Origin of the sequence: Brevibacterium sp. FAM 27836 (assembly GCF_051351055.1) — a bacterium.
Classification (GTDB): Bacteria; Actinomycetota; Actinomycetes; order Actinomycetales; family Brevibacteriaceae; genus Brevibacterium.
The window spans coordinates 1,519,909-1,543,769 of sequence record NZ_CP195711.1 but is presented as its reverse complement, the minus strand read 5'-3'; the positions used below and the strand labels follow the sequence as shown (position 1 = coordinate 1,543,769).

Sequence of the window (23,861 nt, the reverse complement as noted above, 5' to 3'; positions counted from 1 at the left end):
AGAGTGCGTGACTGGGACGGTGACTCGCCTGCCCGCTGCCCGTCCCGTTGGGTTTGATGACTGATACTGGTTCCATGGAGCTTGAAGACATCGACCATCGGATCATCGGCGCACTGCAGGCTGACGGACGTGCCTCGTGGCGGGCGATCTCTAAGGTGCTGGGTATTCCGCTGACCACGGTGGTTCGGCGTGGGAACGCGCTCATTGCGTCGGGACTCGTGACTGTGACGGTCATGGCACTGGCGGAGCGCACGGCAATCATCGAGGTGGCCACCGAGTCCTCCGCCGTTGATTCGGTGGCCAGAGAGCTGGCATCGCGCCCGGAGACGGTGTTCGTTTACGCGCTCAGCTCGCCGACGCGATTGGTGATTGAGCAGTACATATCCCAGCAGGAGCTCGCGTTCAGCGTGCTCGAGGATATTCCATCGATTCTCGGGGTCATCGAGGTGACGGTGGCTCCGGTGCTGGAATATCACAAGACCCTCACTCAGTGGATGCCCGAGCTCATCACCGAGGCAGAGGCGACGCGTCTGAACCCCGCGTATTCATCGGTGAATGATCTGCGCGGACGGGCAGATGAGGGCGATGTCGTCATGCTTCAAGCCTTGGCTGAGGACGGCCGGTTGGGCACCTCGCGCTTGGCCGAGATCACTGGCTACAGCACGACGACGGTGCGTAAGCGTTTGGCGCGCCTGCTCACTCGCATTGCGGAGGTGCGCTCCGTGGTCCGCGCCCAGGATCTCGGCATGCTCGCCGAGGCCTTCATATGGTTCTCGACGGCACCGGACAAAACCGCAGAGGTGGCTGCCGCGATCACATCAAGCCCCTTCGCCAAGTACGTCGTGGCCGTGCTGGGTGAGTACCAGATTGTCGCGAATGTGGCGATGAAGGACTACGCGGCGTTCCAGGAGTTCCTGGCCGACGAACGCTGGGCGGGGCAGGTCCATGGAGTGCGGGCGTCGACGGTGCTGCGGACGTATAAGAGTGGTGGGGTGCGGGTGGACTCAGATCAGTCGGCATCCTGACCCCCCTGGGATGCAAGCATTTGTTCGAGGGACTGCCGGCCATCGTGCTGACTTCGCCATTCTTGAACTTATGAGTCGGACAATATGTCCAGTCATTGCTTGTTTATTTCAGCGATCAGAGACATCGGGGTCATATCAATCTGTCGGTTAAAGGTGTCATGATCGCGAACGGGGCACGTCATTGAGGCCCGCGCGTTCGTAGTAGCGGGCAGTGTGGGCAGTGATGCGGAGGAGTTCGCTGACCTTGGCGATCGTGAGGTGTCGTCCGGTCGCTGGTGACACCTCGGCGGTTTCGTGTGCCATGGAAGACAACCTATGACTGTGAGTGCACTCGAAGTCAAGAGGCGGTTGAGCGAGAGACTGTTTCATTTTTGATTGATATGTATTTAATAGACTGGAATATGTATGATTTAAGTAACTAATGATGCGAACTCGCCGACGAGATCGACCGCATAGTCGCACCGTCTGAGCACGGAAGCACCGATTGCGGAGACTGCCGGGCGGGCAATCGCTCCGAACATCGTCGGAAGACGATGCCCTCAATCTTCGAGGAGAGAGAAGCCCCGCATGGCAGTGAGCAGTGAAGAGCAGATGATGATTGATACGGTGGCCGATTTCATCGATCACCAGGTCAAGCCCACGGTCAATAAGGTCGAGCACGCGAACGAATATCCCGAAGCGTGGATCGAGACGATGAAGGACATGGGCATCTACGGGCTCGCGATCGACGAACCCTGGGGGATGGGCAAGGTCTCGACCGAAGCCTATGCTCTCATCACACAGGAGCTCGCCCGCGGCTGGATGTCCCTGGCCGGGGCGATGGGCGGACACACCGTCGTCGCGAAGCTCATCACCGAATACGGCACGACCGAGCAGAAGGACAAGTACCTGCCGCGAATGGCCACCGGTGGGCTGCGGGCGACGATGGCATTAACCGAGCCCGGCGGCGGCTCGGACCTGCAGGCCATGCGCACTCACGCGGACAAAGGCGGTGACGACTACGTCATCAACGGCTCGAAGACGTGGATCACGAATGCTCGGAAGTCCGACCTCATCGCCCTGCTGTGCAAGACCGACCCGAATGCCGAACCGCGACATAAGGGCATCTCCATCATCCTCGTCGAGAAGGGCGAGGGCTTCACCGTCTCCCAGGATCTCTCGAAGCTCGGATACAAGGGTGTTGAGACCTGCGAGCTTAACTTCGAGAACCTCCGCCAACCGCAGGCCCAGCTGCTCGGCGAGACTGAGGGTGTTGGGTTCAAGCAGATGATGAAGGGCCTGGAGATCGGCCGCATCCAGGTCGCATCACGGTCGCTCGGCGTCGCGCAGGCGGCACTCGATGACGCGGTGAAGTACTCTCAGGAGCGCGAGTCGATGGGCAAGCCGATCTGGAAGCACCAGTCGGTGGGTAATAAGCTCGCCACCATGGCACCGAAGCTCGAGGCTGCTCGTCAGCTTGTCCTCCACGCGGCCCGCACTTACGACTCGGGATCGCGTGTCGACATGGAGGCCGGAATGGCGAAGCTCTACGCCTCGGAGATGGCCGCTGAGGTGGCCCTCGACGCCATCCGCGTCCATGGCGGTTACGGATATTCCACCGAATACGACGTCGAGCGCTACTACCGTGACGCACCGCTGATGATCGTCGGTGAGGGCACAAACGAGATCCAGATGAACGTCATCGCCAAGCAGCTCATCGGTCGCAATAAGATCTGAGATCACGCAGAGTTCGTAGGGGTGGCGAGGCTGTTGAGTGCGACGAGGCACGAAGGAGGACGCTTTGATGAGTGACGCGATCAATCTGCAGGACTGGGTGCGGCGGACGTCGACGGTTGAAGAAGTCGCGTCGGGGGAGAGTGCCGCACGATTGGCATCTTTGCTCGGCCGCCATGGCATTGACGAGGAAGCACCCTTGTTTCCTCTCGGGCACTGGCTGCACTTCTCCGAAGACGATGTGCCGATGAGCGAGCTCGGCGCCGATGGGCACGTCGAAATCGGCGGATTCATGCCGCCGGTGCCGTTGCCTCGTCGAATGTGGGCCGGCAGTGACCTGACATTCCATGCCCCGATCCTGCCTGGGCAGGTGCTTCGGCGGACGACGACGATCGAGTCCGTGACGGAGAAGGTCGGCAGTACCGGGCCGTTGTGTTTTGTGGTGCTCAAGCATGAGATTGCTGCGGATGGGGTCTTGGCGACGACGGACCGGCACACGATCGTCTACCGTCAGGCCGCCTCGGCGGCGGGAACGGCTGCGGAGGCGCCGCGGGCTGATTCGCCGGTGCCTGCGGGCTGGGACTGGTCGGAGTCGGTGAGGCCGAATGAGGTGATGCTGTTCCGGTATTCGGCGTTGACGTTCAACTCCCACCGCATCCACTACGACTATCCCTATGTCACGGCTGTCGAAGGCTATCCGGGCTTGGTGACGCATGGCCCGTTGACGGCGACACTGCTGCTGGATGCTTTCATGTTCACCCACGCCGAGGCGGCCGTGACCGGTTATCGGTTCACCGCGAAATCCCCGTTGTTCGCCGGCGAACAGATTCACCTCGTCGGTCGGCAAACCGAGGCCGGTGTTCACGAGCTGCAGGCGATTGCGCCCGACGGGAAAGTCGCGATTACGGCGACCGTGACTGTTGACTGAAATCCTCGCCGAGATGACCGACATCAAACCGTCGCTCCCTGGCTCCCGCTTCCGATTGATTGGATGAAACACCAACCACGATAACCACCCGCCAACCCGACAGATCTGCTCTTCATTTCATGAGCCGAAGACCTGACAAGAACGGTCCAGGCCAGGACAACCAGTGCACCATCCTTGAAGCGGCCACTCTGTACCGGTAGCCATGTCAGCACCGCATGGAAGTCTAGACCGTGTCCGAGCAGGAGGGCGCCAAAACACTATGCAACCGATCGACAGGATCGACACGGCTAGACGAAGTTCCAAAGTTAAGGCGAAAGACAAGGGTAGGATGAACATGGAGAAAAACTCCATAAATGTGTAGGCGGTAAATAGAGACGCATACGGACCCGTTGAACGAAATTGCATTCTCGTGCGACGGAGCGTGTGCAGCGGCAAGACAAACGAAAAGGCAGACAGCGCTTGGGGCTCACATACAATAAACTGTGGAAATTATTGATCGACAAAGAAATGAACAAGGGGGCGTTGCAAAGAGAGGCGGATCTATCGCCAACGACGATGTCGAAATTGTCCAAAGGGCTGAGCGTAAACACAAACACGCTAGTCCGAATATGTGAAACACTACAGTGTGACATCTCTGACATAACAGAGATATCCAAAAACCCCACAATCGAACGAAAAGAAGATCGTAGCAATGCTTGAAGCGGCGCCCATGGTAGATCCACAAGTAAACTCCAAACACGATGGTGAGCCACAGCGGACCTATACCGGACGAAAGCAGAAGCTGAAACCAAGTCAGCTGAAATGCGTCGACCTGTTTGCGGGATGTGGCGGAATGTCAAAAGGTTTTGAACTAGCAGGATACGATATTGTCGCTGCATTTGAGAACTGGCGACCCGCTGCTGAAGTTTATGAGTCGAACTTCAACCACCCGGTGCATCAAATGGATCTGTCCGACGTTGAAGCCGCCTATCAAGCAATAGAACGATACCAACCGGAATTGATTATAGGGGGACCGCCATGTCAAGACTTCTCGACCGCGGGAAGAAGAGACGAAGATGGCGGCAGGGCGATACTATCAGTAAAATATTCGGAAATCGTAACGAAGATACGACCGCAGTATTTTGTGATGGAAAATGTCTCAACGATCAACAACACTAAATCTTTTAAAAAAGCGATAAGCAACTTTAAGCAAGCGGGATATGGCGTAACCATTCAAGTATTGAATGCCGCATACTGCGGTGTGCCCCAAACACGGAAACGCATGTTTGTAATCGGTAGCCTTAACGTGCGAGACCAATTCTTGGACGATGCGCTTTTAACGAACCTCTCGAAAGAGCCTATGACCATCCATGATTATTTAGGAGATTCTTTAGGTGTAGAACATTATTTCAGAGTGCCAACTAACTATACCCGGAGGGCCGTATTCAGTATTCACGAGCCCTCAGTGACCATTAGAGCAGTCGACCGCCCTATTCCTAAGGGCTACTTGGGTAACCCCCGCGACTCCGCACCCGTTGAAACAGTCCGAGCTCTCACGCCGACCGAGCGAAGCTACCTGCAAACTTTCCCGAAAGAGTTCATCTTTCACGGGGGCAAATCAAACATAAACGCAATGATTGGCAATGCCGTACCAGTAAACTTGGCAAAGTATGTCGCAAATGCACTCCTTGAACACCACGCGAGTTCTGAGGATCGGGTGTGAGTATGCGGGTAGTGGATCTATTCTCTGGGTGCGGTGGCCTGTCGTTGGGGTTCGAACATGCGGGACTCGAGGTGGTAGGGGCGTTCGACAACTGGGCCCCGGCCGTGGAGATCTATAGAGCCAACTTTTCACACGAGATACACGAAATAGACATCGGAACCGGCGAAGCTCTGTCGCTTGTGCAGGAAATGAGGCCCGACGTGATCGCCGGAGGGCCCCCATGCCAGGACTACTCGATCTCCGGAAAGCGCCAACTCGGCGACAGAGCAAATCTCACGCTTCGGTTTGGAGAGATCGTGGCTTCTGTAAGACCGAAGTGGGTCGTGTTTGAAAACGTCTACAACATCGAACGATTTGAGACATTGCCCAAACTCAAGGCGATGCTTAGAGGTGCCGGATATGGTCTGTCAGCCCGCGTACTCGACGCAAGCCGTTGTGGTGTGCCACAGAAGCGCAATAGATATTTTCTGATCGGCAAGCTAAGCGAACCGGATGGATTCCTCAACAGATTTCTAGATGATGGGCTGACGGAGCGACAGCTTACCGTACGCGAATACATGGGGAGCTGCCTGGACACCGAGTACTACTACATGCATCCGCGCAGCTATAGTCGCCGAGCCGTATTTTCAGTGGACGAGCCGTCAGCTACAATACGTGGAATAAATCGGCCTATTCCGCAGAACTACAAAAAACACGGTGGCGACAAGGCTGACGTAGACGCAGGTGTAAGGGCATTAACCACCAGGGAACGATCGCGCATTCAGACTTTTCCGGCGAGCTTTAAACTACCAGGCAAGAAGACGAACATCGAACTCGCGATCGGCAACGCTGTGCCACCCAACTTGGCAGAATATATCGCCCGAGCAGTAGTACGTTTCACTGAGACACCGGAGGTATCAAATAGTGAGTATGAGCTATTTTGAGGAGATTCTAGAAACATCGCTAGATCCCAATCAGTTACGATTTAGCAATAATGCTAACAGCGGCGGCGGGCAGGCGTTTCTGGCTGGTCAGTATATTGATTCTGATGGAGCGCGGAAACCGCTCAAACAGCTTCAGGATCGCGAAGTTACTATATCTGTGCGCTGCGATATATCGAGCCACGATTCACACGATATACGGTTAAATGACCCCAAGTGTAGATATGCTATCAAACCGCGCGGTGGAAATAATCCGAACATGAAGTTCCAGGTCGGCGGACCTGGAGTGGATAAGGCGAGTCCATCACGGGCTATCAGCGCGTTCTTCATGTTGCCGCCGACAACATATGCAGACGCAGCTGCCGATTTAAACCTATCTATTCTCAGTACTGGCAATTATTGGCTCGCGACCATGCCGATGAGTTATCGATATAATCCTGAGCCCAACGGCAACATCATCTTCGAAACTCAGGCCCTATACTTCGCAGGCGGAGTGGACAAGAAGAAAGGTGGCGAAAGGAGGTATTTTCGACTAGATGCGCAGCGAAGAATCGGCGATATTATCAAACTAAATACTGGTCAATATTTTACCGACGAAATAAATCATATCCTCAACGATTTCGCTAGGATTTATAGCAATGAGTCCGAGTTTGATGTTGTCAAATGTGAGGGCCTGACCAAGCAGTTGATGTCCGCGACCGCTAAAAAATATCCGGAACTGTATTCAGGAATAACAGATCCCCTCCCGACACTGAATTATGCGAGGCAAGAGGCTGATTTTGTACCTCCGGTGCAATTCCGCTTTGTTTCTGGACTTGCTAGTACTTACAGCCGCAACATCATATGGTTCGGTGCCCCTGGTACCGGGAAGAGTTTCAGTCTCAATGAGCGAATGATCCGATTGATTTCTGATGGTGGGCGTCATGAGCGCGTTACTTTTCATCAGGATTATACATACTCGAATTTCGTGGGCACTTATAAGCCTGTCCCAATAGTTGATATTCATGGCTCGGAAAGTATTTCTTACAGATTTGTTCCCGGTCCTTTCTTGCGGCTGCTAGTTGCGGCTCTCGCGAATGCGGCCACTGATGATCCCAAGCCGCATGTACTAGTCATTGAGGAAATTAACAGAGCTAACGCCAGCGCAGTGTTCGGGGAAGTGTTTCAGCTCTTGGATCGTTCCAGTGATGGTTGTAGCGTCTATGGGGTGAATCCGTCGGAGGACGTTCGACAGTACCTTTCAACGAGTTTGAGACTGCCCGTCGAGGCGTTGAGTGAATTGAAGATACCGGACAATATGTTTATCTGGGCGAGCATGAACAGTGCAGATCAGGGGGTGTACCCTCTCGACACGGCGTTCAAACGTCGCTGGGACTTTGAATATATTGGCGTAAACGACTTCGAATCGGCGCTTGTTGGGAACCTAGTTTCGTTAGGCTCTGGTGATTACAATAGACAAGTTGAGTGGAATGATTTGCGTCGTGCAATCAATGATTTTCTCGCGCTACAAGGTATTAATGAAGACAAACAGCTCGGCCCATATTTTATAGGGAATATTTGGGAGTCCGATTATTGTGATGGTTCGTCTCGAAATATATTCGAGGCGAAATTTAAAACAAAAGTTTTGATGTACCTGTTTGAGGATGCAGCTCGTTCTATCAGGTCAAAACTATTTAGTGGCGCTGAAGGTAGCGCTTTTAGATATTCTGATCTATGTGAAAAATTCGATCGCGTTGGTATTGAGATTTTTAACCGCGAGATTGTCGATCTGGTACGTTCCACTGGAAGTTGAGGTGGCTCATGAGCATCCTGATGGTACGAGAGCTTGATCGGCACTCTAGTGCTTGGGTCTCAAGCGTGTTCAAGGTGAACATGGTTGAGGCTAATGAAATCATAGCGCAATTGTTTTCGTTGGGGGTTGTGAAGTTCCCCAATTCTGAGGGGAAACGGTCTATGGCCAAATTGCTTTCCCAAGATAAAGGAAACTCTTACGATCCTCCAGCCATAGAATTCTACTTTGACTATGTTGGCTTGGTCCTCTATAAAGGATGGCTACTTAAATGCATCCCTAAGTATTATGATACAGCTTCTTGTTCCATCGACGATTTCAGGTTGATCGTTGGGGTTATCGAACAATGGAAGTACCGGAATGGGAGTTCAACGGAGTTTGATCCGGAGTTTGATTCCGAGTTCTCCGGCGCAGTCTCACTTATGCTGTATTTAATCCGCGACTATTACGAATTTGGATTATATTCCAACCGCCGGGAGGCGGTCGAGGTGGGTGATTTCGGCGATGTGTTATGGAACAAGACTATTGACGAGTCTATCCCATTAATTAGCAACTCCTCAGTAATTTATATTGATCTTTATAGGCGTAGGTTGGTTGACGATGAAGACGACTTCATTCATCGGCTGCATAAGTTGGTATTAACTGCTTGCTCTAAGCAATTTCAGCTCTATGGGCTTTCTGATATGTTCGATGTTTTAGCAATCGATTTGAGTGATTCCACCATCGATGATTTCGGCGGTGTCGATTTTGTTCTATCTCAAATTCGTCGTGAGATGAATGTTCAGTTCGAGACGCGTAAATTGAACTTACTTGACGCTTTATATGCGTTTATTAGCTCGGAATATTCGTTTACCGCCAGCTCTTATGTTTCGGTTTTCGGTACCTCGAGCTTTAACTTAGTTTGGGAAGAGGTGTGTAAGCGAGTTATTGGCGACATGTTGGACGTTCCGTTGACGGATCTGCCACTGGATAGCCACGTTTTTTGTTCTTGCCGTCCGATTGATACCCTCCGTGACATAATTGGGCGCCCTACTTGGCACGGGAGCGATGATTGCGGTGATTTTTCGGCTCGCGCCAAGGGTACTTTGAAGCCTGATGTGGTGAGTTTGGATCGCGTTGGGGGTAGGGCGAGAATGGCAATTTTTGACGCTAAGTACTATGTCGTGGAGCTATCGCGGCTCGAAGGTGTTGAGGGGCAGCCCGGAGTGTCTGATGTTTCCAAGCAGTTCTTGTATCAAATGGCCTATAGTGAATTTTGTACCGATCATGGGATTGATTCGATCGTTAATTGTTTTTTGCTGCCGTCTCAGTTTGATCGGGTCTCGGTGTTGGCTAGTGTTACTATGCCTATGTTCGACTTGCTGGATCTTGCTCCTATTGACGTGCGTTTGGTTCCGGCCTCTAAGGTTTTTAGTTTGTCTCTCGATGGTGGACGTATCGGCCTCTCAGATCTTATGCTCTAGTGATCCTTTGGCTGCCGGTCAGGCGTGATCGGGTCTTTTGACTGTCGGATTCGCGCTTTTGGCCCGAGTTTGTTGTTTCGATGCTGTGTGTTAGTTCGTTGCAATTTCGTTTGTTCGTGAGATTTGGTGGGCGTTTCTGCGCTGTTGCAATGCTTCACGCGCAAACGTCGCAACCCAATGCGAAGACATGTACTCGTCGGAGACGGCGGCTTCGAGCCCCGGTACCATCAGCGCCTCGACGCGTGTGAGCATGCCTTTGGCGCGAGCCATGAGTTCGTTGTCACCCCTCGGCTCCGCAATGACTTCGAGCTTCGGTACCAATCGCATTACCGACGCTGCAACCGACAAGCCCAGCCCGTAGAGGTGGCTCTGCTGTCCGTCGGTCGGATCGAGGACCTTGACCGGTGTGAGCGCCGGCGATTTCGGGTCCAGTTCCGAAAGGAATGCGGGCAACCACGTCACCAACTCGTCATCGGTAAGCACCTCGGCCATCAGGTCCGCTTCGCATAATCCGGGGGAGAGGAAGTCATGACCGCTGCGCTCCTGACGGAAATTCCACGCGGCATCCTCGGCGAAGAAGCGACGAGTCGCACCGGCAACGACATCGACAACATTATGTCGATTCTGAGTACGGGCGCCGATGAGAATCCGGCGCAGCCCGAACGCCGTATTCGAGTGCACTCCATGTCGAACCGGTTCGGCGACCTTCGGCAGCCAGGCGGCGACCAGATCGAACACGGTATCGGCGAGTACTTGTGTGTTCGACCCGAGGTTCTGCAGCTCCGCAACGTCGCTGGCATTGAGCACTCGGTTGAGCTCGACCGCCCACGCCCAGCCATACGGCCGCTCCCACGATGGATTGTTGCGGAGGAAGGTCGCCTCGGCGGTCATATTGTTCTCACTCAGGTGCGAGGTGAGAACTTCGAGCGCGGGGTCGCGCCAGCTTGCGCTTCGACCTGCCTCGGTCCCCAGAAGCGAGGCGAGCAAGTAGTGCATGTGCACGCTCGAGTGCCAGTCGAAGGAATTCGCGAACGCAGGGTTCTTCTCGGCAGCGGGAACGATGTCGGCGAGACTCCGCGCTAGATGATGGGCGGCGTACGGATAGTCACGGGTGATGTTGCTCAAGGCCACTTCGGCGAATTGGTGGACATGATCTTCTGGCTGCGGCATGGGGATTCCTCATCGGCGTGGGGTCTCCACCTTACGCGGATCTTTTCCAAACGAACGGCGATCGACGAAACACCGGTCACGAACTACGACAGACTGCCCGCACGGACCACGGCCGGCGGCCGACAATCCACAGACGCTAGGGTGGAAGCGTGTCGGACTATCCCGGTCGATGACCCCATGAATGCAGGCAGGTGAGCAATGACGCGATCTCCAGAAGTCTTCGGCAAGACCGTCGACGAACGCACGCGGTGCGTCCACTACGCGACCCAACTCGACATCATCGCGATCCGCTTCGCCTGCTGCGACCGCTATTACCCCTGCCACCTGTGCCACTCGGAGACTGCCGACCATCCGGCGCAGCAGTGGCCACGGGAGAAATTCGACCAGCCTGCCATCCTGTGTGGGAACTGCTGGACCGAACTGACGATCACCGCTTACAAAGCAACTGACGAGTGCCCAAAATGCGCCGCGGCGTTCAATCCACGCTGCGCGGCGCATTCGGATCTCTACTTCGCCGGCCAGTGAAGCAATCGGCCAGTGAAGCAACTGCTCAGTGAAGGAACTGCATCACCACGATCATTGCAGCCATCCCCCAGCAGTCGAGCGAGACCAGAGGGCGCCTGCGGATGATCTCGTGGACGGCGCAGACCACCAAGAGCACAGCGAGGACGACGACGGCCACAGTGAGGAATGAGCTGATGAGCGACATGTCACCGGCATGATGCCCATGACCGCTGGCATGGCCCGAATCGTTCACGTGCGCCCCATGGTTGAGGACCTGCCACGCCATGACCGGATAGGTGATGGCGGAGAGGACCGCGGCCGTCGGGCCCGAATGAGAATCCGCCCGTGACACGCAGCGGTCAGGCAGGGTCGATGACCGAAGACCACGGTCGTCCTCGGGCTCCGAGGGGCCGCCCGCACCGCTCATGACGAGTGCGGGGGACCGCCTCGGCGAGGGAGCCCCTGCCGACGATCGCAGGAAGACGGCCAGGCAGAGCCCGACGATGAGCAGCGCCCCCGACCAGATCACCGGCGGAGCAACGGCGGTATAGGCCAGGTCGACCATGGTGAGGGCCATCACCGCGGCCGCCATGATGGCCGGCCGTCCCTTCGCAGCGACGGCACCGGTCAGGCACAGTGCTCCCGAGGCGACCATGAGGAAGGACGCGAGGCTGCTCATCGTCCGCGCCTGTCAGTCGCACTCACACGAATGTCCGCCGGTGTCCGTACCGCAGTGGGCTGACTTCGGGCGCGGCACGTCTAGCGCGGGGTTGCGGTCGAAGAAGCCGTAGGGCTTCATGGTGAACCCGAGCCTGTCGACGGGCATGATCGGCCAATCCTCAGGTCGCGGGAAGTGCGTCATCGCGAACGACGCCCACACAACGATGTCATCACCATCGACCGGACGCTGTTGCTCGACCCACTGCATGATCGTGCCGTTGCCCGGATTCTGGTTCGGGTAGGTACCCGACGGGAACCGTTCGTCCGCGTCGAAGTGCGTCAGCCACATGTGCTTCGACCCGAAACCGGCGCGCTTCGAAATAGACGACCCCTCGGCAGCCATCATCGTCGGCTCATCGGGCACGCGCAGCTCGTATCCGACGGGGAAGCCGTGCCGGTTCGTCTTCTCCGGATTGATGATGTGCCAGACGCGGCCGGCCTCACCATCGGCCGTCCGTCCGCCCTCGGCGGTGAGCCGGGTGAGCTTTCGGGTGAAGGCGTTGCCGTAGGGATTGTCCTCCCCGAAGGGCACGCGGAGGGCTTCCTGCTCATCGACGGCGTTGGCGATGCCATCGACCTGCATGTCCAGACGTGCACAGAACATGTGCTGGTGGAAGGGCATGCCCAGCCCCTCGTCGCCGAGTGGAGATGACCAGCGCTGACGCTGCGCCTCGTCACCGTAGGCGGCGGTGTAGACGATGCCGGTGGCCTTGCACTCGAGTTCGATCGTGCCGTCGAGGTAGAGGTACCAGTAGAAGCCGTAGTCGTAGTTGCCGACGGTGATGAAGAAGGAGATGACGAGACGGCGGTTGCGGCGCACGTCGACGGCGCCGGTGAATTCGTCGGTGTGCTTGTACAGGATGCCTGCATCCTCTTCATGGATGCAGATGGCGTTCGTGATCGTGTGCGCATGCCCCTGATCGTCGGCGAGCACCGCATCCGAGTAATGGATCTCGCCGAGGCAGTCGCAGCCGAGTTCGAGCGAGTTCGTGTTCTTGCCCATCGAGTACTCGCCGGCGTCGAAGTAGTTCTGCCAGAAGCGCACCGGGCTCGGGTCGCCGTAGGGTACGACCATCTCCGCCACGGAAGCGCGGTAGACGATGGGGCGGCGCTCGCCCTCGTCATCGAAGCTGATCTGGTGAAGGACCAGTCCTTCTACCGGATCGAAACCGAGGCGGACCTGCCACTTCTCCCAATCGAGGACGTCACCGTCGAGGGTGAAGCTCGCTCCCTCGGGCTGCGTGATCTCGATCGGTTTCTGCGTTGTCCGCGGTTCGGGCAGCCAGGAGTCGAGGTGATAGTCGAAGCGTTCCTGAGGCACAGGCACGATGTCGGTATCGACGACCTCGACCACCTCGCCGGTGTTGAGGTCGAGATAGGCCACGAGGCCCTCGAGAGGGTGGGCCCATGCGTTGTCCTGCGGATCCGATTGGATGAAGGATGAACCGCGCACCAATCGCCGCCCGGCCTCACCGGGAATATCGAAGCAACCTGCCGAAAGAGCGCAGATGCGCACGGTCTCAACATCGGTGATGCCGCGCGCCTCGACGGCAGCCCGCCACGTCGCGTCGTTGCGGATCATCTGCTCGGCTTCTTCATACTCGGTCATCGTGATCGGTGCCTGGCCCTCGGAGGCGACGTCGAGCACACGGGCGAGTAGGACCTTGCGCTCGGTCAGCGACACGAGAACTTCTGTCTGCTCCTCGGTGCCGCGGTTGATGAGGAGTGAGCGCACACGCCGGTCGAGGTCCGTTGCGCCCGAGAGAACATCGCGCTTGTCCGGTTCGACGAGTCCGACGAGAGCGAAGAGCGTCTGCTCGCTCACGTGACCCGCGTCGACGATGATCGAGCGGTTGAGTTCGATCTCTTCGGAGGTCAGGCGATCGAGCGGGTGGGTGGTCCCAATGCCGGTGGCAGTCGGTGTCATTGCAGTCATGGGTCTCACATGCCTTTCTGTGTGTCGAGTTTGCTGTCGAGCGGAGCGTCGAGTTCATCGAGCAGATCTTGAGGATCGGCCGGAGTCGGTCGGAACACGCGAATCCGGTGCCCACGGACGTATCCGAAGAGTGCGAGTGCAGCGAGTGCGCCGAGGGTGCCGAGAGTCAGCGCCGTGAATGGTCCCTGGGCGACGCCCCATTCGTCGAGGAAGTCGTAGTCGAGGCCGAAGAGCCTCTCCAGGGTGCCTGGGAAGATTGCGACCCAGGATCCGAGGAGAACCCAGAGGAACGCGATGCCGCCGAGGACGGTGAATCCGACATTGCCGACGGGCACTCGGAATGGGCGTTCGATGCCGGGATGCTTCCATCTCAGTTTGACGGCTGCGGGAATGATGAGCAGGTAGCTGAGCAGGAATGTCGAGATGGAGATCGAGAGTACGACTCCGAACAGCGCCCCGGCATCACCGCTCAGCTGCATGGCCGCAATGAGGAAGACGGTGGCGACGGTGCCGGAGAGCAGATTCACGTTGACCGGGGTGCCCAGGTTGCGGGAGATCTTGCCGAAGAACCCTCCGAAGAACGCACCGTCAGCGGCGGTCAGTGCCTGCATCCGGTCGCTCATGATCATCCACGCCGCGCCTTGAGAGGCGAGGATGATGACGAACATCAGCGCCGCGAGCACGACCATGACCTCGGATGCCGGACCGTAGACGGCGAACACCGTCTGTACGGCGTCGAGGAGCCCGCCGATGCCGCTGATGGTCTGGGTCGGCAGCACGAGCAGCATAGCCAGTACCGGCAGGATGTAGCACAGCGCGGAGACGAAGCCAGAACGGGCGATGGCGACGGGAATGTCGTGCTTCGGGTTCTTCATTTCGTCCGAGGCGCTGTTCGAGGCCTCGAATCCGAGGTAGGAGAAGAGCAGCAGCGGCACCAGCCCGAGGAAGCCGCCGAGGCTCGGACTGAAGTCCGAAAGGTGGAGGGGTTGAACGCCGTGTTGGACGGCGTAGATGATCGTGGTGAACAGGAAGAAGGCGATGAAGACAACTTTGAGCACGCCGCCGAGCGTGGGCAGCCACTTTGCTTTCGCCAGCGACAGAATCGCCGCGATCACGGTGATCCAGATGAACACGATCTTGAACGTCCAGTCGACGATCGAGCCTGCCTCGATCGGGCTGATGAATTGGTTCCATGTGCTGGTGGCGAGGAAGGCCATCGAACCGCCGACCCACACGGGCTGGGTGACCCAGCTGAGGATCGAGGCGATCGCGCCGAAGGGGCGACCGAAGGCCTGGCGGACCCAGATATAGGCTCCGCCCTCACCGACGAAGGTGCTGCCGGTCTCGGCGAAGATGAGCGCGTAGGGCACGAGGAAGAAGATCGCGAGCACCAAGGTCCAGGTGAAGGTTTCGGCACCGAACCCTGCAGTTTCGGCGAGGACTTCGATGCTCAAGACCGCCGACATGACGATGAGCACGATGTCGAATCGGCCGAGCGTCTTCTTCAGATGTTGCTTCTGTTCGTCCGCATATGCGGTCGTGCGTTCAAGTGAAGACACCATCCACCTCCTTGTGAGTGGGCGTCAATTCTTTGGGTTACACCATAAAGAATTGCATGGACGATGTCCGAATAACAGGGGTAGGGCCATACCCATCCGCGTTGGACTGCATCACTTCAGGAGATAATGACGCTATGGCACGACCGAAGAATCAGGCAGGCCGCCGTGCACATCTGGTGCAGGCAGCGAAACATGCAATTGCAGAACGCGGAATCAATGGGCTGCGAGCCATCGACGTGGCTGCGCATTCAGAACTGGGCGCCGGGTCGGTGGCGTACTACTACCCCGACCTCGGAGATCTGGTGCGTGAAGTGCATGAGGACGCGGTGTCGCGCTTCTATTGGAGCCGCCGCGAGCAGGGGGGCGCAGGTGCGCAGCCGGCGATCAGGCTTGCCCGAATCATCCGCAGCGGCATCCCAAACTCCCGCGACGACGTTGACTTCCAAGTGCTCAACGAACTGCACACCCATGCGTACAGGGATGCGTTCCACGCGCAACTCATGGCGGAGATGTATCGGCTCGAGGTCTCCCTCTATGCCACGGCCCTCAATGAGGGCGTCGACGCGGGCGCCTTCACACTGGCTCTTCCCGTCGACACAACGGCGAGCAATCTCGTGGCGATGGAGGACGCTTATGGGCTGCACTTCATGGGTGGAACGCCGCTCGGGGTCGAGGACATCTTTCGAATGATCATCGCCAATGCCGAGGTGCTCACGGGGTGCAGGCTCGAAGAGTCCTGATCACACAATCGTCGCGGGTCAGCGGCGCGCCTCGGACAGATCGCCCGCAGTTCGACCGCGTGAAGCCGGTCTTCTCTGCTTCTGGACGGACCGGGAGTAGATGACCCCGAGGGCAACGAGAACGATGAACACACCAGTTCCGAACCAGATCATCTCCGGATTGACAGGACCGACGTCGGTGGTCTCCCCGCGAGTCCGCCCTCCGCCGTTTCTGGACACGACCATCCATGCAGTCACGGCAGTCATGGCCACGGCAGCCAACGCGGCTACGGCTCGCAGCGCCGTGAACCCGAGCGCCCGGCCAGGTGCAGAGCGCGGAGAGAGCAGCCGCGCCAAGAGCAAGCCGAGCAAGGGCAGCTGTGCCAGCCACACTCCGCTGCGAAGCAGACCTTCATGCCAGACGTTGGTCCCGTACAGCAGTGTGTGCCAGACGCTGAGGATGTACACGACGACGATGGAAGCGTGGACCAGTCGCCAGACCACCGGCCCCAAGAGGCGCCTCGAATAGAACGCCATTCCCAGCACCAACGCCAGGTAGAGAGCGATGATCCCAATGAGTATGGCCACCTCGCCTGTGGCCTCCGAATATGCGCCGGGAACGAAGCTACATGCGAATGCTGTGCCGAAGCTTCGCAGGGCACCGAGCTCAGCCTGTCGATCCAAGAAGGTCAGGACGAGGAACATCAGGATGTGAAGGAGCACCAGAGCGATCGTTGTCAGGCTCAGTGTCCGATGCCACCGTTCGACAGTGCGTGCAGATGCCGTGAACCACGAACTTCTGGTCGAGCTGCGCAACAGACCCAAAGCGATCGAAAGCCAGCTCCAGATCAGACCGGTCCAACCGAAGGCCTGGCAGAGGACATTGGGCCAGTAAGCTGCGAAATGATCGAGATCAGGCATGAGTTCGACTGTGGGGGAGGCCCCGGTCTCCATGCGATAGACCAAGATGACACTGAAGACGAGCGTCAGCGCCAGAGACGTCAGGCCGTTCGCCCAAGAACGTCGGACATCAGCGCCGAGCGCTCTGACGTCGAATCTGCGGGACCGGGGTTGTCGTGTGTACATGGCCGAACTACGGCTTCACCCCCACTGCAGCCAGGTCGTCTTGAGGTCCGAGTAGTTCTCCAGGGCATGGACAGACAGGTCACGGCCGAAGCCGGACTGTTTGAACCCGCCGAAAGGCGTCGTGAATCCCAAGGCGTCGACGGTGTTGACCGAAACGGTCCCGGCGACCAAGCGTGAGGACACACGATGGGCCCGGGCCATGCTGCCTGTCCACAGGGCCGCAGCGAGTCCGTACGGAGTTTCGTTCGCCTTCGTGATGGCCTCTTCCTCGGTGTCGAAGGGAGTGACGAGCGCGACGGGGCCGAAGATCTCGTGACTGTGCAGACGATGGTCGGCAGGCAGGTCGGTGACGATCGTCGGATCGACGAACGTGCGGCGACCATTGACGGCAGGGCGGTTTCCGCCCTGGACGATGGTGCCGTCGGCGCGCGCCTGTTCGATGCATTCCCACACCTCGTCGGCATGCCGTTCGGACACGAGAGACCCGATCGCCGTGGCGGGGTCGAGCGGGTCTCCGGGCTGGAAGTCCTCGGCTGCATCCTCAAGCAGGTGGAGGAACTCCTCGTAGACGGGGCGTTCGACGAAGATCCGTGAGGTGGCCGAGCAGACTTCTCCCTGGTTGTAGAAGATGCCGAAGGCCGCCTTTCGTGCGGCGGCGGTCAGATCGTCGGTGTCGGCAAAGACGAGGTTCGCGCTTTTGCCCCCGGCTTCGAGGGCCAGGCGCTTCATGTTCGACTCCCCGGCATAGACCTGCAGCTGCTTGGCGACCTCGGTGGACCCGGTGAAACCGAGCATGTCGACGTCTATGTGCCGGCCCAGCGCTTCCCCGACGACCGAGCCGCGCCCGGGCACGACGTTGAGAATGCCGGCGGGCAACCCCGCCTCGGCGGCGATTTCGGCCAGCAACAGGACCGAATGCGAGGCTTCGACCGGCGGTTTGACGACCAGCGCATTGCCGGCTGCCAGCGCCGGGGCTATCTTCCACGTCGCGATCTCGAGAGGATAGTTCCACGGCACGATGACCCCGACGACTCCGAGGGGCTCGCGCGTGACGAGCGCCGTCGATCCGGTAGGTGTCACGGGGATCTCGTCGCTGAGCTTCTCGATCGCCTCACCGTAGAAGCGGAAGAGTGCGGCGGCTCCCGGTGCGTCGATCGTCGAGGATTCTCCGATCGGCTTGCCCATGTCGAGGGTGTCGAGGAGGGCGAACTCGTCCGACCGCGCTTCGATCAGTTCGGCCAGGCGAAGCAGCACCTCACGACGATGCGTCGCCGAGGCGCGCGACCAGTCACCGGTCTCGAAGGCGGTGCGAGCACTTGTCACGGCCGCATCGACATCAGTGGCATCGCCGAGGTGGAGCTGTGAGATCACCTTGCCGGTAGCCGGATTCGTCTTCGCGTGGGTCTGTCCTGAGCGGGCGTCGACTCGTCGCCCGTCGATGACGGGCCGTCCGTCGATGGTTAGTGCCGCGGCCGCGGCCTGCCACTGCGCCAGTGTGGACGGTCGGGGCGTGGTGTCGGCGAGAGTTGCTGTCATGGAGGGTCTCCTTCGGGATGTGAAACAGGGAAGCTGGCGATCAAATGGGCAGAGGTCAGCGGTCGCCGGTCGGCTCGACGTGAGCTGGTGCGGGCGTTTCTGTGATGGTCGCTGCGTCGGCAGCCTGAGTGGAGGGGGACTCTTCGAGGTCGTCGGAGCGCAGCAGGTCGATGCCGCGGGTCTCGGGCAGGGATGCGACGGTGACGATGCCGATGATGCCGACAACGGCGAGGAACCAGCCGGGGCTCAGAGTGCTGCCGGTGGAATCGATGAGCCAAGTGAGGATATAGGGCGCGGTGCCCGCGAAGAGCGCAGCGGTGAGAGCGTAGGCGATGGACAGTCCGGTCTGCCTCGTGCGGGTCGGGAAGAGCTCGACGACAGTGGCGGCGTGGGTGCCGAGGATGATCGCGAGGATGAAGGCGAGTCCGAAAGTCGAGACGAACGACGCCCAGGGGTAGTCGGCACCCATGAGCAGGAACAGCGGAACCGAGAACACCGTGAGTGCGATCGCCGCGGTCATGAGCACAGGCTTGCGTCCGAATCGATCCGAGGCGAGACCCGCCAGCGGGACGATGACAAGGCCGAGTGCCGAGGCCAGGGTCGACAGCAGCGCTGCCCGTCCGGGTTCGATCCCGACCGCGGTTTCCTGATAGGTGAGCAGGTAGACGAGGACGACGTAGAAGGTGACGTTCATGAACGTCTCCATCCCGCAGGTCTGGAGGAACTGCTTGGGGTTGCGCTTGAACACCTCACGCAGGGGAGCCTCGGCGACGGTCTCCATCTTCTGCAGGGCCGCGAATTCCGGAGTGTCCTCGATCCGGCGGCGAATGTAGAGGCCGATGAAACCCAAGGGCACGGTGATGAGGAATGGGATCCTCCACCCCCAGGCGTTGACCTGGTCGGGGGTGAGCGCCTGGTTGAGGGCGAAGACGACGAAAGAAGCCAGCAGGAACCCGGCCAGGGAGCCGACTTCGAGCCAACTGCAGCCGAAGCCACGACGTCTGCGCGGTGAGAACTCGCCGAGGAAGGCCGCCGCGCTCCCGAACTCTCCGCCGGCGGCCAAACCTTGCACGATGCGAGTGACGATGAGAAGGATCGGCGCGAGTACGCCGATGGTTCCGTAGGTCGGGAGCACCCCGAGCACGAGCGTTGACAGGGCCATGGCGAGGATGACCAGCGATAGGGTGTGCTTGCGGCCGAGTTTGTCGCCGAGGCGGCCGAAGATGATCGCACCGATCGGCCGGACGAGGAATGATACGGCGAAGACCGCGAAGGTGGCGAGCAGGCCCGCGGTGCTGTCCTCCTCGGGGAAGAAGATCGCCGCGATCGTCGTGGCCATATAGGCGTAGACCGCCCAGTCGAACCAGTGGACGAGGACGCCGATCGAACCGGCGACCACGCTCTTGCGCAGGCCCTTCTGATAAGCCAGCCCATCGGTGGCCCGTGTGTCACCTGACATGTCCGAATCCTCCTTTGGAATCGTGGTGCGCTGAGTGAGTGCGCTCAGGCTCGTTGGATGCTCACGTCTGTGGCGGTCCACGCCAGAGCGGTGGCGCCGTCAATAAGCGTCTGTTCGGCCACGTCGCCGACACAGGACTCCGCGAATGCGGCCTGGTGGTTGCTCGCTTCGCCGCCGACGCCGATATAGGGGTGGATGGCGTCGACGATCTGAGAGACGTTGCCCATGTCTGTCGAGGCGCGGTTCATCGTCGCGGCGACGGGGTCGACGTCGAAGTCCCGGCCCAGTGCCACGGCATTGGCCCGGTAGTGCTCGAGGGCGTCCTCGTCGGTGCGCATCTCCGAGTAGCGTCGGCTCTCCGGGGTGATCGTGAGTTCGGCGCCAGTGGCCAATGCTCCGGCCTCAAAGCAGTTGGTGACCTTCTCTTCGAGGGCCAGCAGCTCGTCCGTCGTCTCGGCGCGCACGTACCAGCGGCCCTCGGTCCTGGCCGGAATCGCGTTCGGAGCCTCGCCCCCGTTCGTCATCACCCCGTGCACCCTGGTTGTCTTCGGCAGCTGCTGACGCAGCAGGCCGAGGGCCATCTGGGCGACCAGGAAGGCGTCATTGGCATTGACGCCGCGTTCGGGATAGGCGGCCGCATGGGCGGCGCGTCCGGTGTATTCGATATGCCAGTGGGTGACTGCGAAGGGTTCCGCCTCGGCGACGTCGACGGGGGACGGGTGGGCCATGAGAGCGAAGTCGAGTTCGGTGAAGGCACCGCGGTCGAGCAGCTCGATCTTGCCGCCGCCGCCCTCTTCGGCCGGGGTCCCGATGACCTCGACCGTGATGCCGAGCTCCGCTGCGACCTCGGCGAGGCCAATCGCTCCACCGACGCTCATCGCAGCGATGAGATTGTGGCCGCAGGCATGACCGAGTCCCGGCAGGGCGTCGTATTCGGCGAGGAAGCCGACGGTGAACTCGCCCGATCCGAACGTCGCGCGGAAGGCGGTGTCGAGTCCGAGGTAGGGCTGCTCGACGGTGAAGCCGTGTTCGGCCAGGACGCCGGCGACGGCGGCCGAAGAGCGGAACTCCTGCCAGCCGAGTTCGGGGTCGTCATGGAGGGAGTTCGACAAGTCGACCAGTCGTGGTGCCACCTGCCCGATGCGGGCCTGCACTCGCGTCTTGTGCGCCGCGGTCGCTTCGGAGGGGTCGAGTCCCTCAGCAGCCTCGAGGTCGGTTCCGGTTGTTGAGTGATTCATCGGTCGTCTCCGGGAACACCGTAGGAAGGTGAAGCGGCGGGATCGAGGCCACGGGTGATGTAGTCGTCGCGCTGGGGCGTCCAGATCTCGAGAAGGCGGCCCAACTGTCCGATTGGATCCTCATCGGCCCAATCGACGCGCAGGTCGGTGACTCTCCAGCCGGAGCCGTTGACCACGGACAGACCGGCCGAGTGGACGGGCCCGGCTTCGCCGCCGGCGGCCATGGCGGCTTCGAACGCGGCGAAGAGCCGCTCTTCGAGGCGGCCGGTGGCAGACAGGGCGGTCTCGACGAAAGCGTCGAGGACATCGAGGTCGGCGAGCATATTGCCCCCGGCCACGGCGTTGGTCTCAGCGCGGGCGCCGAAGATGCCGAGTGCCTGCGCTCCGGAGTGTGCGGCGGTGTTCCCGGCCGCGTCGATGACAAGGAGCTGCCGGTAGTCGATCGCGATCGGATCGGAGGCGGCGACGACGGTGTCGAGGGCCGACTGCGCATTTCTGCCGGCGGCCATCTCATCGAGGATCGCCGGGCCCAAGCGAGGGTCGGTGATGTTCTGGGAGTTCACTCCGCCCACGCCGTCGGTGAGACTGATGCATCGGGCGGCAACGGCCGGAGACGACGAGGAGATCGCGGAGCCGAACTCCCCGGTCTCGGGATCATGGAGGAGGAGAGAGAAGGTCACGAGGTCACCTCGGCAGTGGAATTCGCGGCGGAGGCGTCGCTGATGACCGCGGTGGCGTCGATTTCGACGAGCCACTCGGGACGCGCCAGTGCCTGGACGACGATGCCGGTCGAAACGGGGAAGACGCCTTTCAGCCACTTGCCCATCGTGCGGTAGACGTCCTCACGGTAGCGGGGGTCGATGATGTAGACGGTGACCTTGACGATGTCAGCGAGACTGCTGCCTGCCTCATCGAGGAGCATCGCGATATTCGACATTGCCTTCTCGGTCTGCGCGGTGACATCGCCGATGCCCACCGACTCTCTGGTGTCGAGGTCCTGGCCGATCTGCCCGCGCAGGTAGACGACGCCGCCGGCGACCACGGCTTGACAGAGATCGTTGTCGAGATTCTGCTCCGGATAGGTGTCCTTGGTATTGAACATTCTCAGTCGTGTGTGCGTCGGCTCTGCCATGTCGGCGTCTCCTCGTCGAGTGAAGCGGTCGTTGTCTGCCACCCATTCTCGAGACATTCCATTCATCTGTGAAATAGTTATAATTTAGTCAGAGCATCTATAAAACAGATTCTTCATCGCAGGGAGCCGCAATGGTGCAGAGATTCTCGATCACGCTCACTCAGCTGTCGTACTTCGCCGAATGTGCGAAGACACTGAATATGACAGAGGCCAGCCAGGAGCTTCATATCGCGCAGTCGGCGGTATCGACGGCGATCAATCAGCTGGAGAGGGCTCTCGGCGCTCCGCTTTTCGTGCGACAGCACTCGAAGGGTCTCGTTCTCACCTCGGCCGGCGAAAGCCTGCTTCACGAGACCCGGGAGATCTTCGGGCGGATCACTGATGCCGTCGATTCGATTCAGGCCGGGCAGCGCGAAGTGCGCGGAACCATCGTCATCGCCTGTTTCCAGACGATCGCTCCCTTTTTGCTGCCGCAGCTGCTCCAGCGGCTGGGCGAGCGCCACCCCGAGCTGAGTGTCGAGGTCGTCGAGGGCGACCACGAGGAGAGCATCGACGCGCTGCGCAGCGGCCGGGTCGAACTAGCGCTCAACTACGACCTCACCGAATCCGACGGAATCCGCGCCGAGATCGTCGGGGAGGCCCGACCACACGTCATCGTCGGCACCGACCATCGCTTGGCAAGGCGAAAGAAGGTTTCACTGAACGAGCTCGCTGAGGATTCGTTCGTCGTCCTCGACCTGCCCGACAGCCGCGAGTACTTCCTCAACATGCTGCGCTTGGCTGGAATCACCCCGCATGTGCGCTACCGCAGTTCGAGCTACGAGACCGTGCGCTCGATGGTCGCCATGGGCCTCGGCTTTTCCATTCTCAATCAGAGACCGCAGATCAGACAGACCTACACGGGGGAGCGGACGACGATCCTCGAGATCTCCGATCCCGTACCGACACTCCATGTGGCCGTGTCGACCCTGGCCCGCTCCGCACGAACGGCGAAGGCCGCGGCCGTGGCGGACATCGTCCGCGAGATCCTCGCCGAGGTGGCTCCCGAGTAAGCCGAAAGGCGGCGTCGAGTAGGGCGTTCTGTGGGGCGAAAGCCAATGTTGTCGATGCCTCGAAGTGATCGATGATTGAACACTACATCTATTCATAAGATGTAGTGGACCGTGAAGAACTATTGGCAATGCCACTTCCACCTGCGGTTTGCTGGATGGCGTCAGGGCAACGTTGAAGTTGTGCCCGCCAGCAACGAAGCACATGCCGCA

22 protein-coding genes are annotated in these 23,861 nt (G+C 59.4%); 11 read left to right on the top strand and 11 right to left on the bottom strand.

The genetic code is table 11. The features are described from left to right. Positions 1–74: 74 nt before the first annotated feature. Positions 75–1,025 (top strand): Lrp/AsnC family transcriptional regulator, encoded by a 951-nt coding sequence (locus ACSE4D_RS06975; RefSeq protein ID WP_436326905.1) that lies wholly within the window; start codon positions 75–77, stop codon positions 1,023–1,025. 156 nt (positions 1,026–1,181) lie between these two features. Here ACSE4D_RS06975 and ACSE4D_RS06970 read toward each other — a convergent pair whose 3' ends face one another. Then, a complete protein-coding gene (locus ACSE4D_RS06970) occupies positions 1,182–1,328 on the bottom strand; it encodes a MerR family DNA-binding transcriptional regulator (RefSeq protein WP_436326904.1) in 147 nt (48 codons plus the stop codon). Between the two features lie 264 nt (positions 1,329–1,592). Between ACSE4D_RS06970 and ACSE4D_RS06965 the strand changes: the two genes are divergently transcribed. The 7 genes from ACSE4D_RS06965 (at position 1,593) to ACSE4D_RS06935 (ending at position 9,540) form a co-directional block, all read left to right on the top strand. After that, positions 1,593–2,741, top strand: coding sequence for an acyl-CoA dehydrogenase family protein (locus ACSE4D_RS06965; protein ID WP_436326903.1), 1,149 nt, complete (start codon positions 1,593–1,595; stop codon positions 2,739–2,741). 67 nt (positions 2,742–2,808) lie between these two features. Further along, entirely contained in the window at positions 2,809–3,666 is an 858-nt protein-coding gene (locus ACSE4D_RS06960) for an FAS1-like dehydratase domain-containing protein (RefSeq protein ID WP_436326902.1), read from the top strand. Between the two features lie 423 nt (positions 3,667–4,089). Continuing rightward, entirely contained in the window at positions 4,090–4,365 is a 276-nt protein-coding gene (locus tag ACSE4D_RS06955; protein ID WP_436326901.1) for a helix-turn-helix domain-containing protein, read from the top strand. Then, entirely contained in the window at positions 4,358–5,368 is a 1,011-nt protein-coding gene (locus ACSE4D_RS06950; RefSeq protein WP_436326900.1) for a DNA cytosine methyltransferase, read from the top strand. The genes ACSE4D_RS06955 and ACSE4D_RS06950 overlap by 8 nt, the downstream gene beginning before the upstream one ends. A gap of 11 nt (positions 5,369–5,379) precedes the next feature. Then, positions 5,380–6,291 (top strand): DNA cytosine methyltransferase, encoded by a 912-nt coding sequence (locus ACSE4D_RS06945; protein ID WP_436326899.1) that lies wholly within the window; start codon positions 5,380–5,382, stop codon positions 6,289–6,291. Beyond that, positions 6,278–8,080, top strand: a complete 1,803-nt coding sequence (locus tag ACSE4D_RS06940; protein WP_436326898.1) for an AAA family ATPase — start codon at positions 6,278–6,280, stop codon at positions 8,078–8,080. The genes ACSE4D_RS06945 and ACSE4D_RS06940 overlap by 14 nt, the downstream gene beginning before the upstream one ends. Before the next feature lie 8 nt (positions 8,081–8,088). Next, on the top strand, positions 8,089–9,540 hold the full coding sequence (locus tag ACSE4D_RS06935) for an LlaJI family restriction endonuclease (protein ID WP_436326897.1): 1,452 nt from the start codon (positions 8,089–8,091) through the stop codon (positions 9,538–9,540). 90 nt (positions 9,541–9,630) lie between these two features. On the opposite strand, the gene ACSE4D_RS06930 is transcribed toward ACSE4D_RS06935, so the two are convergent. Continuing rightward, positions 9,631–10,710: a DUF2891 family protein gene (locus ACSE4D_RS06930; RefSeq protein WP_436326896.1), complete on the bottom strand. Its 1,080-nt coding sequence runs from the start codon at positions 10,708–10,710 to the stop codon at positions 9,631–9,633. Between the two features lie 198 nt (positions 10,711–10,908). Between ACSE4D_RS06930 and ACSE4D_RS06925 the strand changes: the two genes are divergently transcribed. After that, positions 10,909–11,235 carry a CHY zinc finger protein gene (locus ACSE4D_RS06925; protein ID WP_436326895.1) on the top strand — a complete coding sequence of 109 codons (327 nt, stop codon included), beginning with the start codon at positions 10,909–10,911 and terminating at the stop codon, positions 11,233–11,235. Positions 11,236–11,260: 25 nt separating this feature from the next. Here the strand turns inward: ACSE4D_RS06925 and ACSE4D_RS06920 are convergent, their stop codons facing one another. From ACSE4D_RS06920 to ACSE4D_RS06910, 3 genes are read right to left on the bottom strand one after another with little or no spacing between them, the layout of a single operon-like run. Continuing rightward, complete coding sequence (locus tag ACSE4D_RS06920; protein ID WP_436326894.1) at positions 11,261–11,893, bottom strand: hypothetical protein; 633 nt, start codon at positions 11,891–11,893, stop codon at positions 11,261–11,263. Between the two features lie 12 nt (positions 11,894–11,905). Next, complete coding sequence (locus ACSE4D_RS06915; RefSeq protein ID WP_436326893.1) at positions 11,906–13,870, bottom strand: primary-amine oxidase; 1,965 nt, start codon at positions 13,868–13,870, stop codon at positions 11,906–11,908. 5 nt (positions 13,871–13,875) lie between these two features. Further along, positions 13,876–15,432, bottom strand: coding sequence for an APC family permease (locus ACSE4D_RS06910; protein WP_436326892.1), 1,557 nt, complete (start codon positions 15,430–15,432; stop codon positions 13,876–13,878). A gap of 131 nt (positions 15,433–15,563) precedes the next feature. On the opposite strand from ACSE4D_RS06910, the gene ACSE4D_RS06905 reads away from it, so the two are divergent. After that, positions 15,564–16,169, top strand: coding sequence for a TetR/AcrR family transcriptional regulator (locus tag ACSE4D_RS06905; protein WP_436326891.1), 606 nt, complete (start codon positions 15,564–15,566; stop codon positions 16,167–16,169). A gap of 18 nt (positions 16,170–16,187) precedes the next feature. Here the strand turns inward: ACSE4D_RS06905 and ACSE4D_RS06900 are convergent, their stop codons facing one another. The 6 genes from ACSE4D_RS06900 to ACSE4D_RS06875 are packed head-to-tail and all read right to left on the bottom strand — an operon-like array spanning position 16,188 to position 22,599. After that, entirely contained in the window at positions 16,188–17,234 is a 1,047-nt protein-coding gene (locus ACSE4D_RS06900; protein WP_436326890.1) for a ferric reductase-like transmembrane domain-containing protein, read from the bottom strand. 15 nt (positions 17,235–17,249) lie between these two features. Continuing rightward, entirely contained in the window at positions 17,250–18,770 is a 1,521-nt protein-coding gene (locus ACSE4D_RS06895; protein ID WP_436326889.1) for an aldehyde dehydrogenase, read from the bottom strand. 55 nt (positions 18,771–18,825) lie between these two features. Then, complete coding sequence (locus ACSE4D_RS06890; protein WP_426936809.1) at positions 18,826–20,229, bottom strand: MFS transporter; 1,404 nt, start codon at positions 20,227–20,229, stop codon at positions 18,826–18,828. A gap of 44 nt (positions 20,230–20,273) precedes the next feature. Beyond that, positions 20,274–21,467: a M20 family metallopeptidase gene (locus ACSE4D_RS06885; protein ID WP_436326888.1), complete on the bottom strand. Its 1,194-nt coding sequence runs from the start codon at positions 21,465–21,467 to the stop codon at positions 20,274–20,276. Beyond that, positions 21,464–22,147 (bottom strand): DUF1028 domain-containing protein, encoded by a 684-nt coding sequence (locus tag ACSE4D_RS06880; RefSeq protein ID WP_436326887.1) that lies wholly within the window; start codon positions 22,145–22,147, stop codon positions 21,464–21,466. Before ACSE4D_RS06880 ends, ACSE4D_RS06885 begins: the two co-directional genes overlap by 4 nt. Continuing rightward, entirely contained in the window at positions 22,144–22,599 is a 456-nt protein-coding gene (locus tag ACSE4D_RS06875; protein ID WP_426936806.1) for a RidA family protein, read from the bottom strand. Before ACSE4D_RS06875 ends, ACSE4D_RS06880 begins: the two co-directional genes overlap by 4 nt. A gap of 131 nt (positions 22,600–22,730) precedes the next feature. Between ACSE4D_RS06875 and ACSE4D_RS06870 the strand changes: the two genes are divergently transcribed. Continuing rightward, positions 22,731–23,651, top strand: coding sequence for a LysR substrate-binding domain-containing protein (locus tag ACSE4D_RS06870; RefSeq protein ID WP_436326886.1), 921 nt, complete (start codon positions 22,731–22,733; stop codon positions 23,649–23,651). The last annotated feature ends 210 nt before the right edge of the window (positions 23,652–23,861 follow it).

What these genes read in the sequence shown, in the direction of transcription:
- ACSE4D_RS06970 (WP_436326904.1), bottom strand. Translation starts at nt 1,328, where the DNA reads ATGGCACACGAAACCGCCGAGGTGTCACCAGCGACCGGACGACACCTC.
- ACSE4D_RS06925 (WP_436326895.1), top strand. Translation starts at nt 10,909, where the DNA reads ATGACGCGATCTCCAGAAGTCTTCGGCAAGACCGTCGACGAACGCACG.
- ACSE4D_RS06965 (WP_436326903.1), top strand. Translation starts at nt 1,593, where the DNA reads ATGGCAGTGAGCAGTGAAGAGCAGATGATGATTGATACGGTGGCCGAT.
- ACSE4D_RS06890 (WP_426936809.1), bottom strand. Translation starts at nt 20,229, where the DNA reads ATGTCAGGTGACACACGGGCCACCGATGGGCTGGCTTATCAGAAGGGC.
- ACSE4D_RS06950 (WP_436326900.1), top strand. Translation starts at nt 4,358, where the DNA reads ATGCTTGAAGCGGCGCCCATGGTAGATCCACAAGTAAACTCCAAACAC.
- ACSE4D_RS06875 (WP_426936806.1), bottom strand. Translation starts at nt 22,599, where the DNA reads ATGGCAGAGCCGACGCACACACGACTGAGAATGTTCAATACCAAGGAC.
- ACSE4D_RS06920 (WP_436326894.1), bottom strand. Translation starts at nt 11,893, where the DNA reads ATGAGCAGCCTCGCGTCCTTCCTCATGGTCGCCTCGGGAGCACTGTGC.
- ACSE4D_RS06895 (WP_436326889.1), bottom strand. Translation starts at nt 18,770, where the DNA reads ATGACAGCAACTCTCGCCGACACCACGCCCCGACCGTCCACACTGGCG.
- ACSE4D_RS06935 (WP_436326897.1), top strand. Translation starts at nt 8,089, where the DNA reads ATGAGCATCCTGATGGTACGAGAGCTTGATCGGCACTCTAGTGCTTGG.
- ACSE4D_RS06915 (WP_436326893.1), bottom strand. Translation starts at nt 13,870, where the DNA reads ATGACTGCAATGACACCGACTGCCACCGGCATTGGGACCACCCACCCG.
- ACSE4D_RS06885 (WP_436326888.1), bottom strand. Translation starts at nt 21,467, where the DNA reads ATGAATCACTCAACAACCGGAACCGACCTCGAGGCTGCTGAGGGACTC.
- ACSE4D_RS06900 (WP_436326890.1), bottom strand. Translation starts at nt 17,234, where the DNA reads ATGTACACACGACAACCCCGGTCCCGCAGATTCGACGTCAGAGCGCTC.
- ACSE4D_RS06960 (WP_436326902.1), top strand. Translation starts at nt 2,809, where the DNA reads ATGAGTGACGCGATCAATCTGCAGGACTGGGTGCGGCGGACGTCGACG.
- ACSE4D_RS06870 (WP_436326886.1), top strand. Translation starts at nt 22,731, where the DNA reads ATGGTGCAGAGATTCTCGATCACGCTCACTCAGCTGTCGTACTTCGCC.
- ACSE4D_RS06910 (WP_436326892.1), bottom strand. Translation starts at nt 15,432, where the DNA reads ATGGTGTCTTCACTTGAACGCACGACCGCATATGCGGACGAACAGAAG.
- ACSE4D_RS06975 (WP_436326905.1), top strand. Translation starts at nt 75, where the DNA reads ATGGAGCTTGAAGACATCGACCATCGGATCATCGGCGCACTGCAGGCT.
- ACSE4D_RS06940 (WP_436326898.1), top strand. Translation starts at nt 6,278, where the DNA reads ATGAGCTATTTTGAGGAGATTCTAGAAACATCGCTAGATCCCAATCAG.
- ACSE4D_RS06930 (WP_436326896.1), bottom strand. Translation starts at nt 10,710, where the DNA reads ATGCCGCAGCCAGAAGATCATGTCCACCAATTCGCCGAAGTGGCCTTG.
- ACSE4D_RS06905 (WP_436326891.1), top strand. Translation starts at nt 15,564, where the DNA reads ATGGCACGACCGAAGAATCAGGCAGGCCGCCGTGCACATCTGGTGCAG.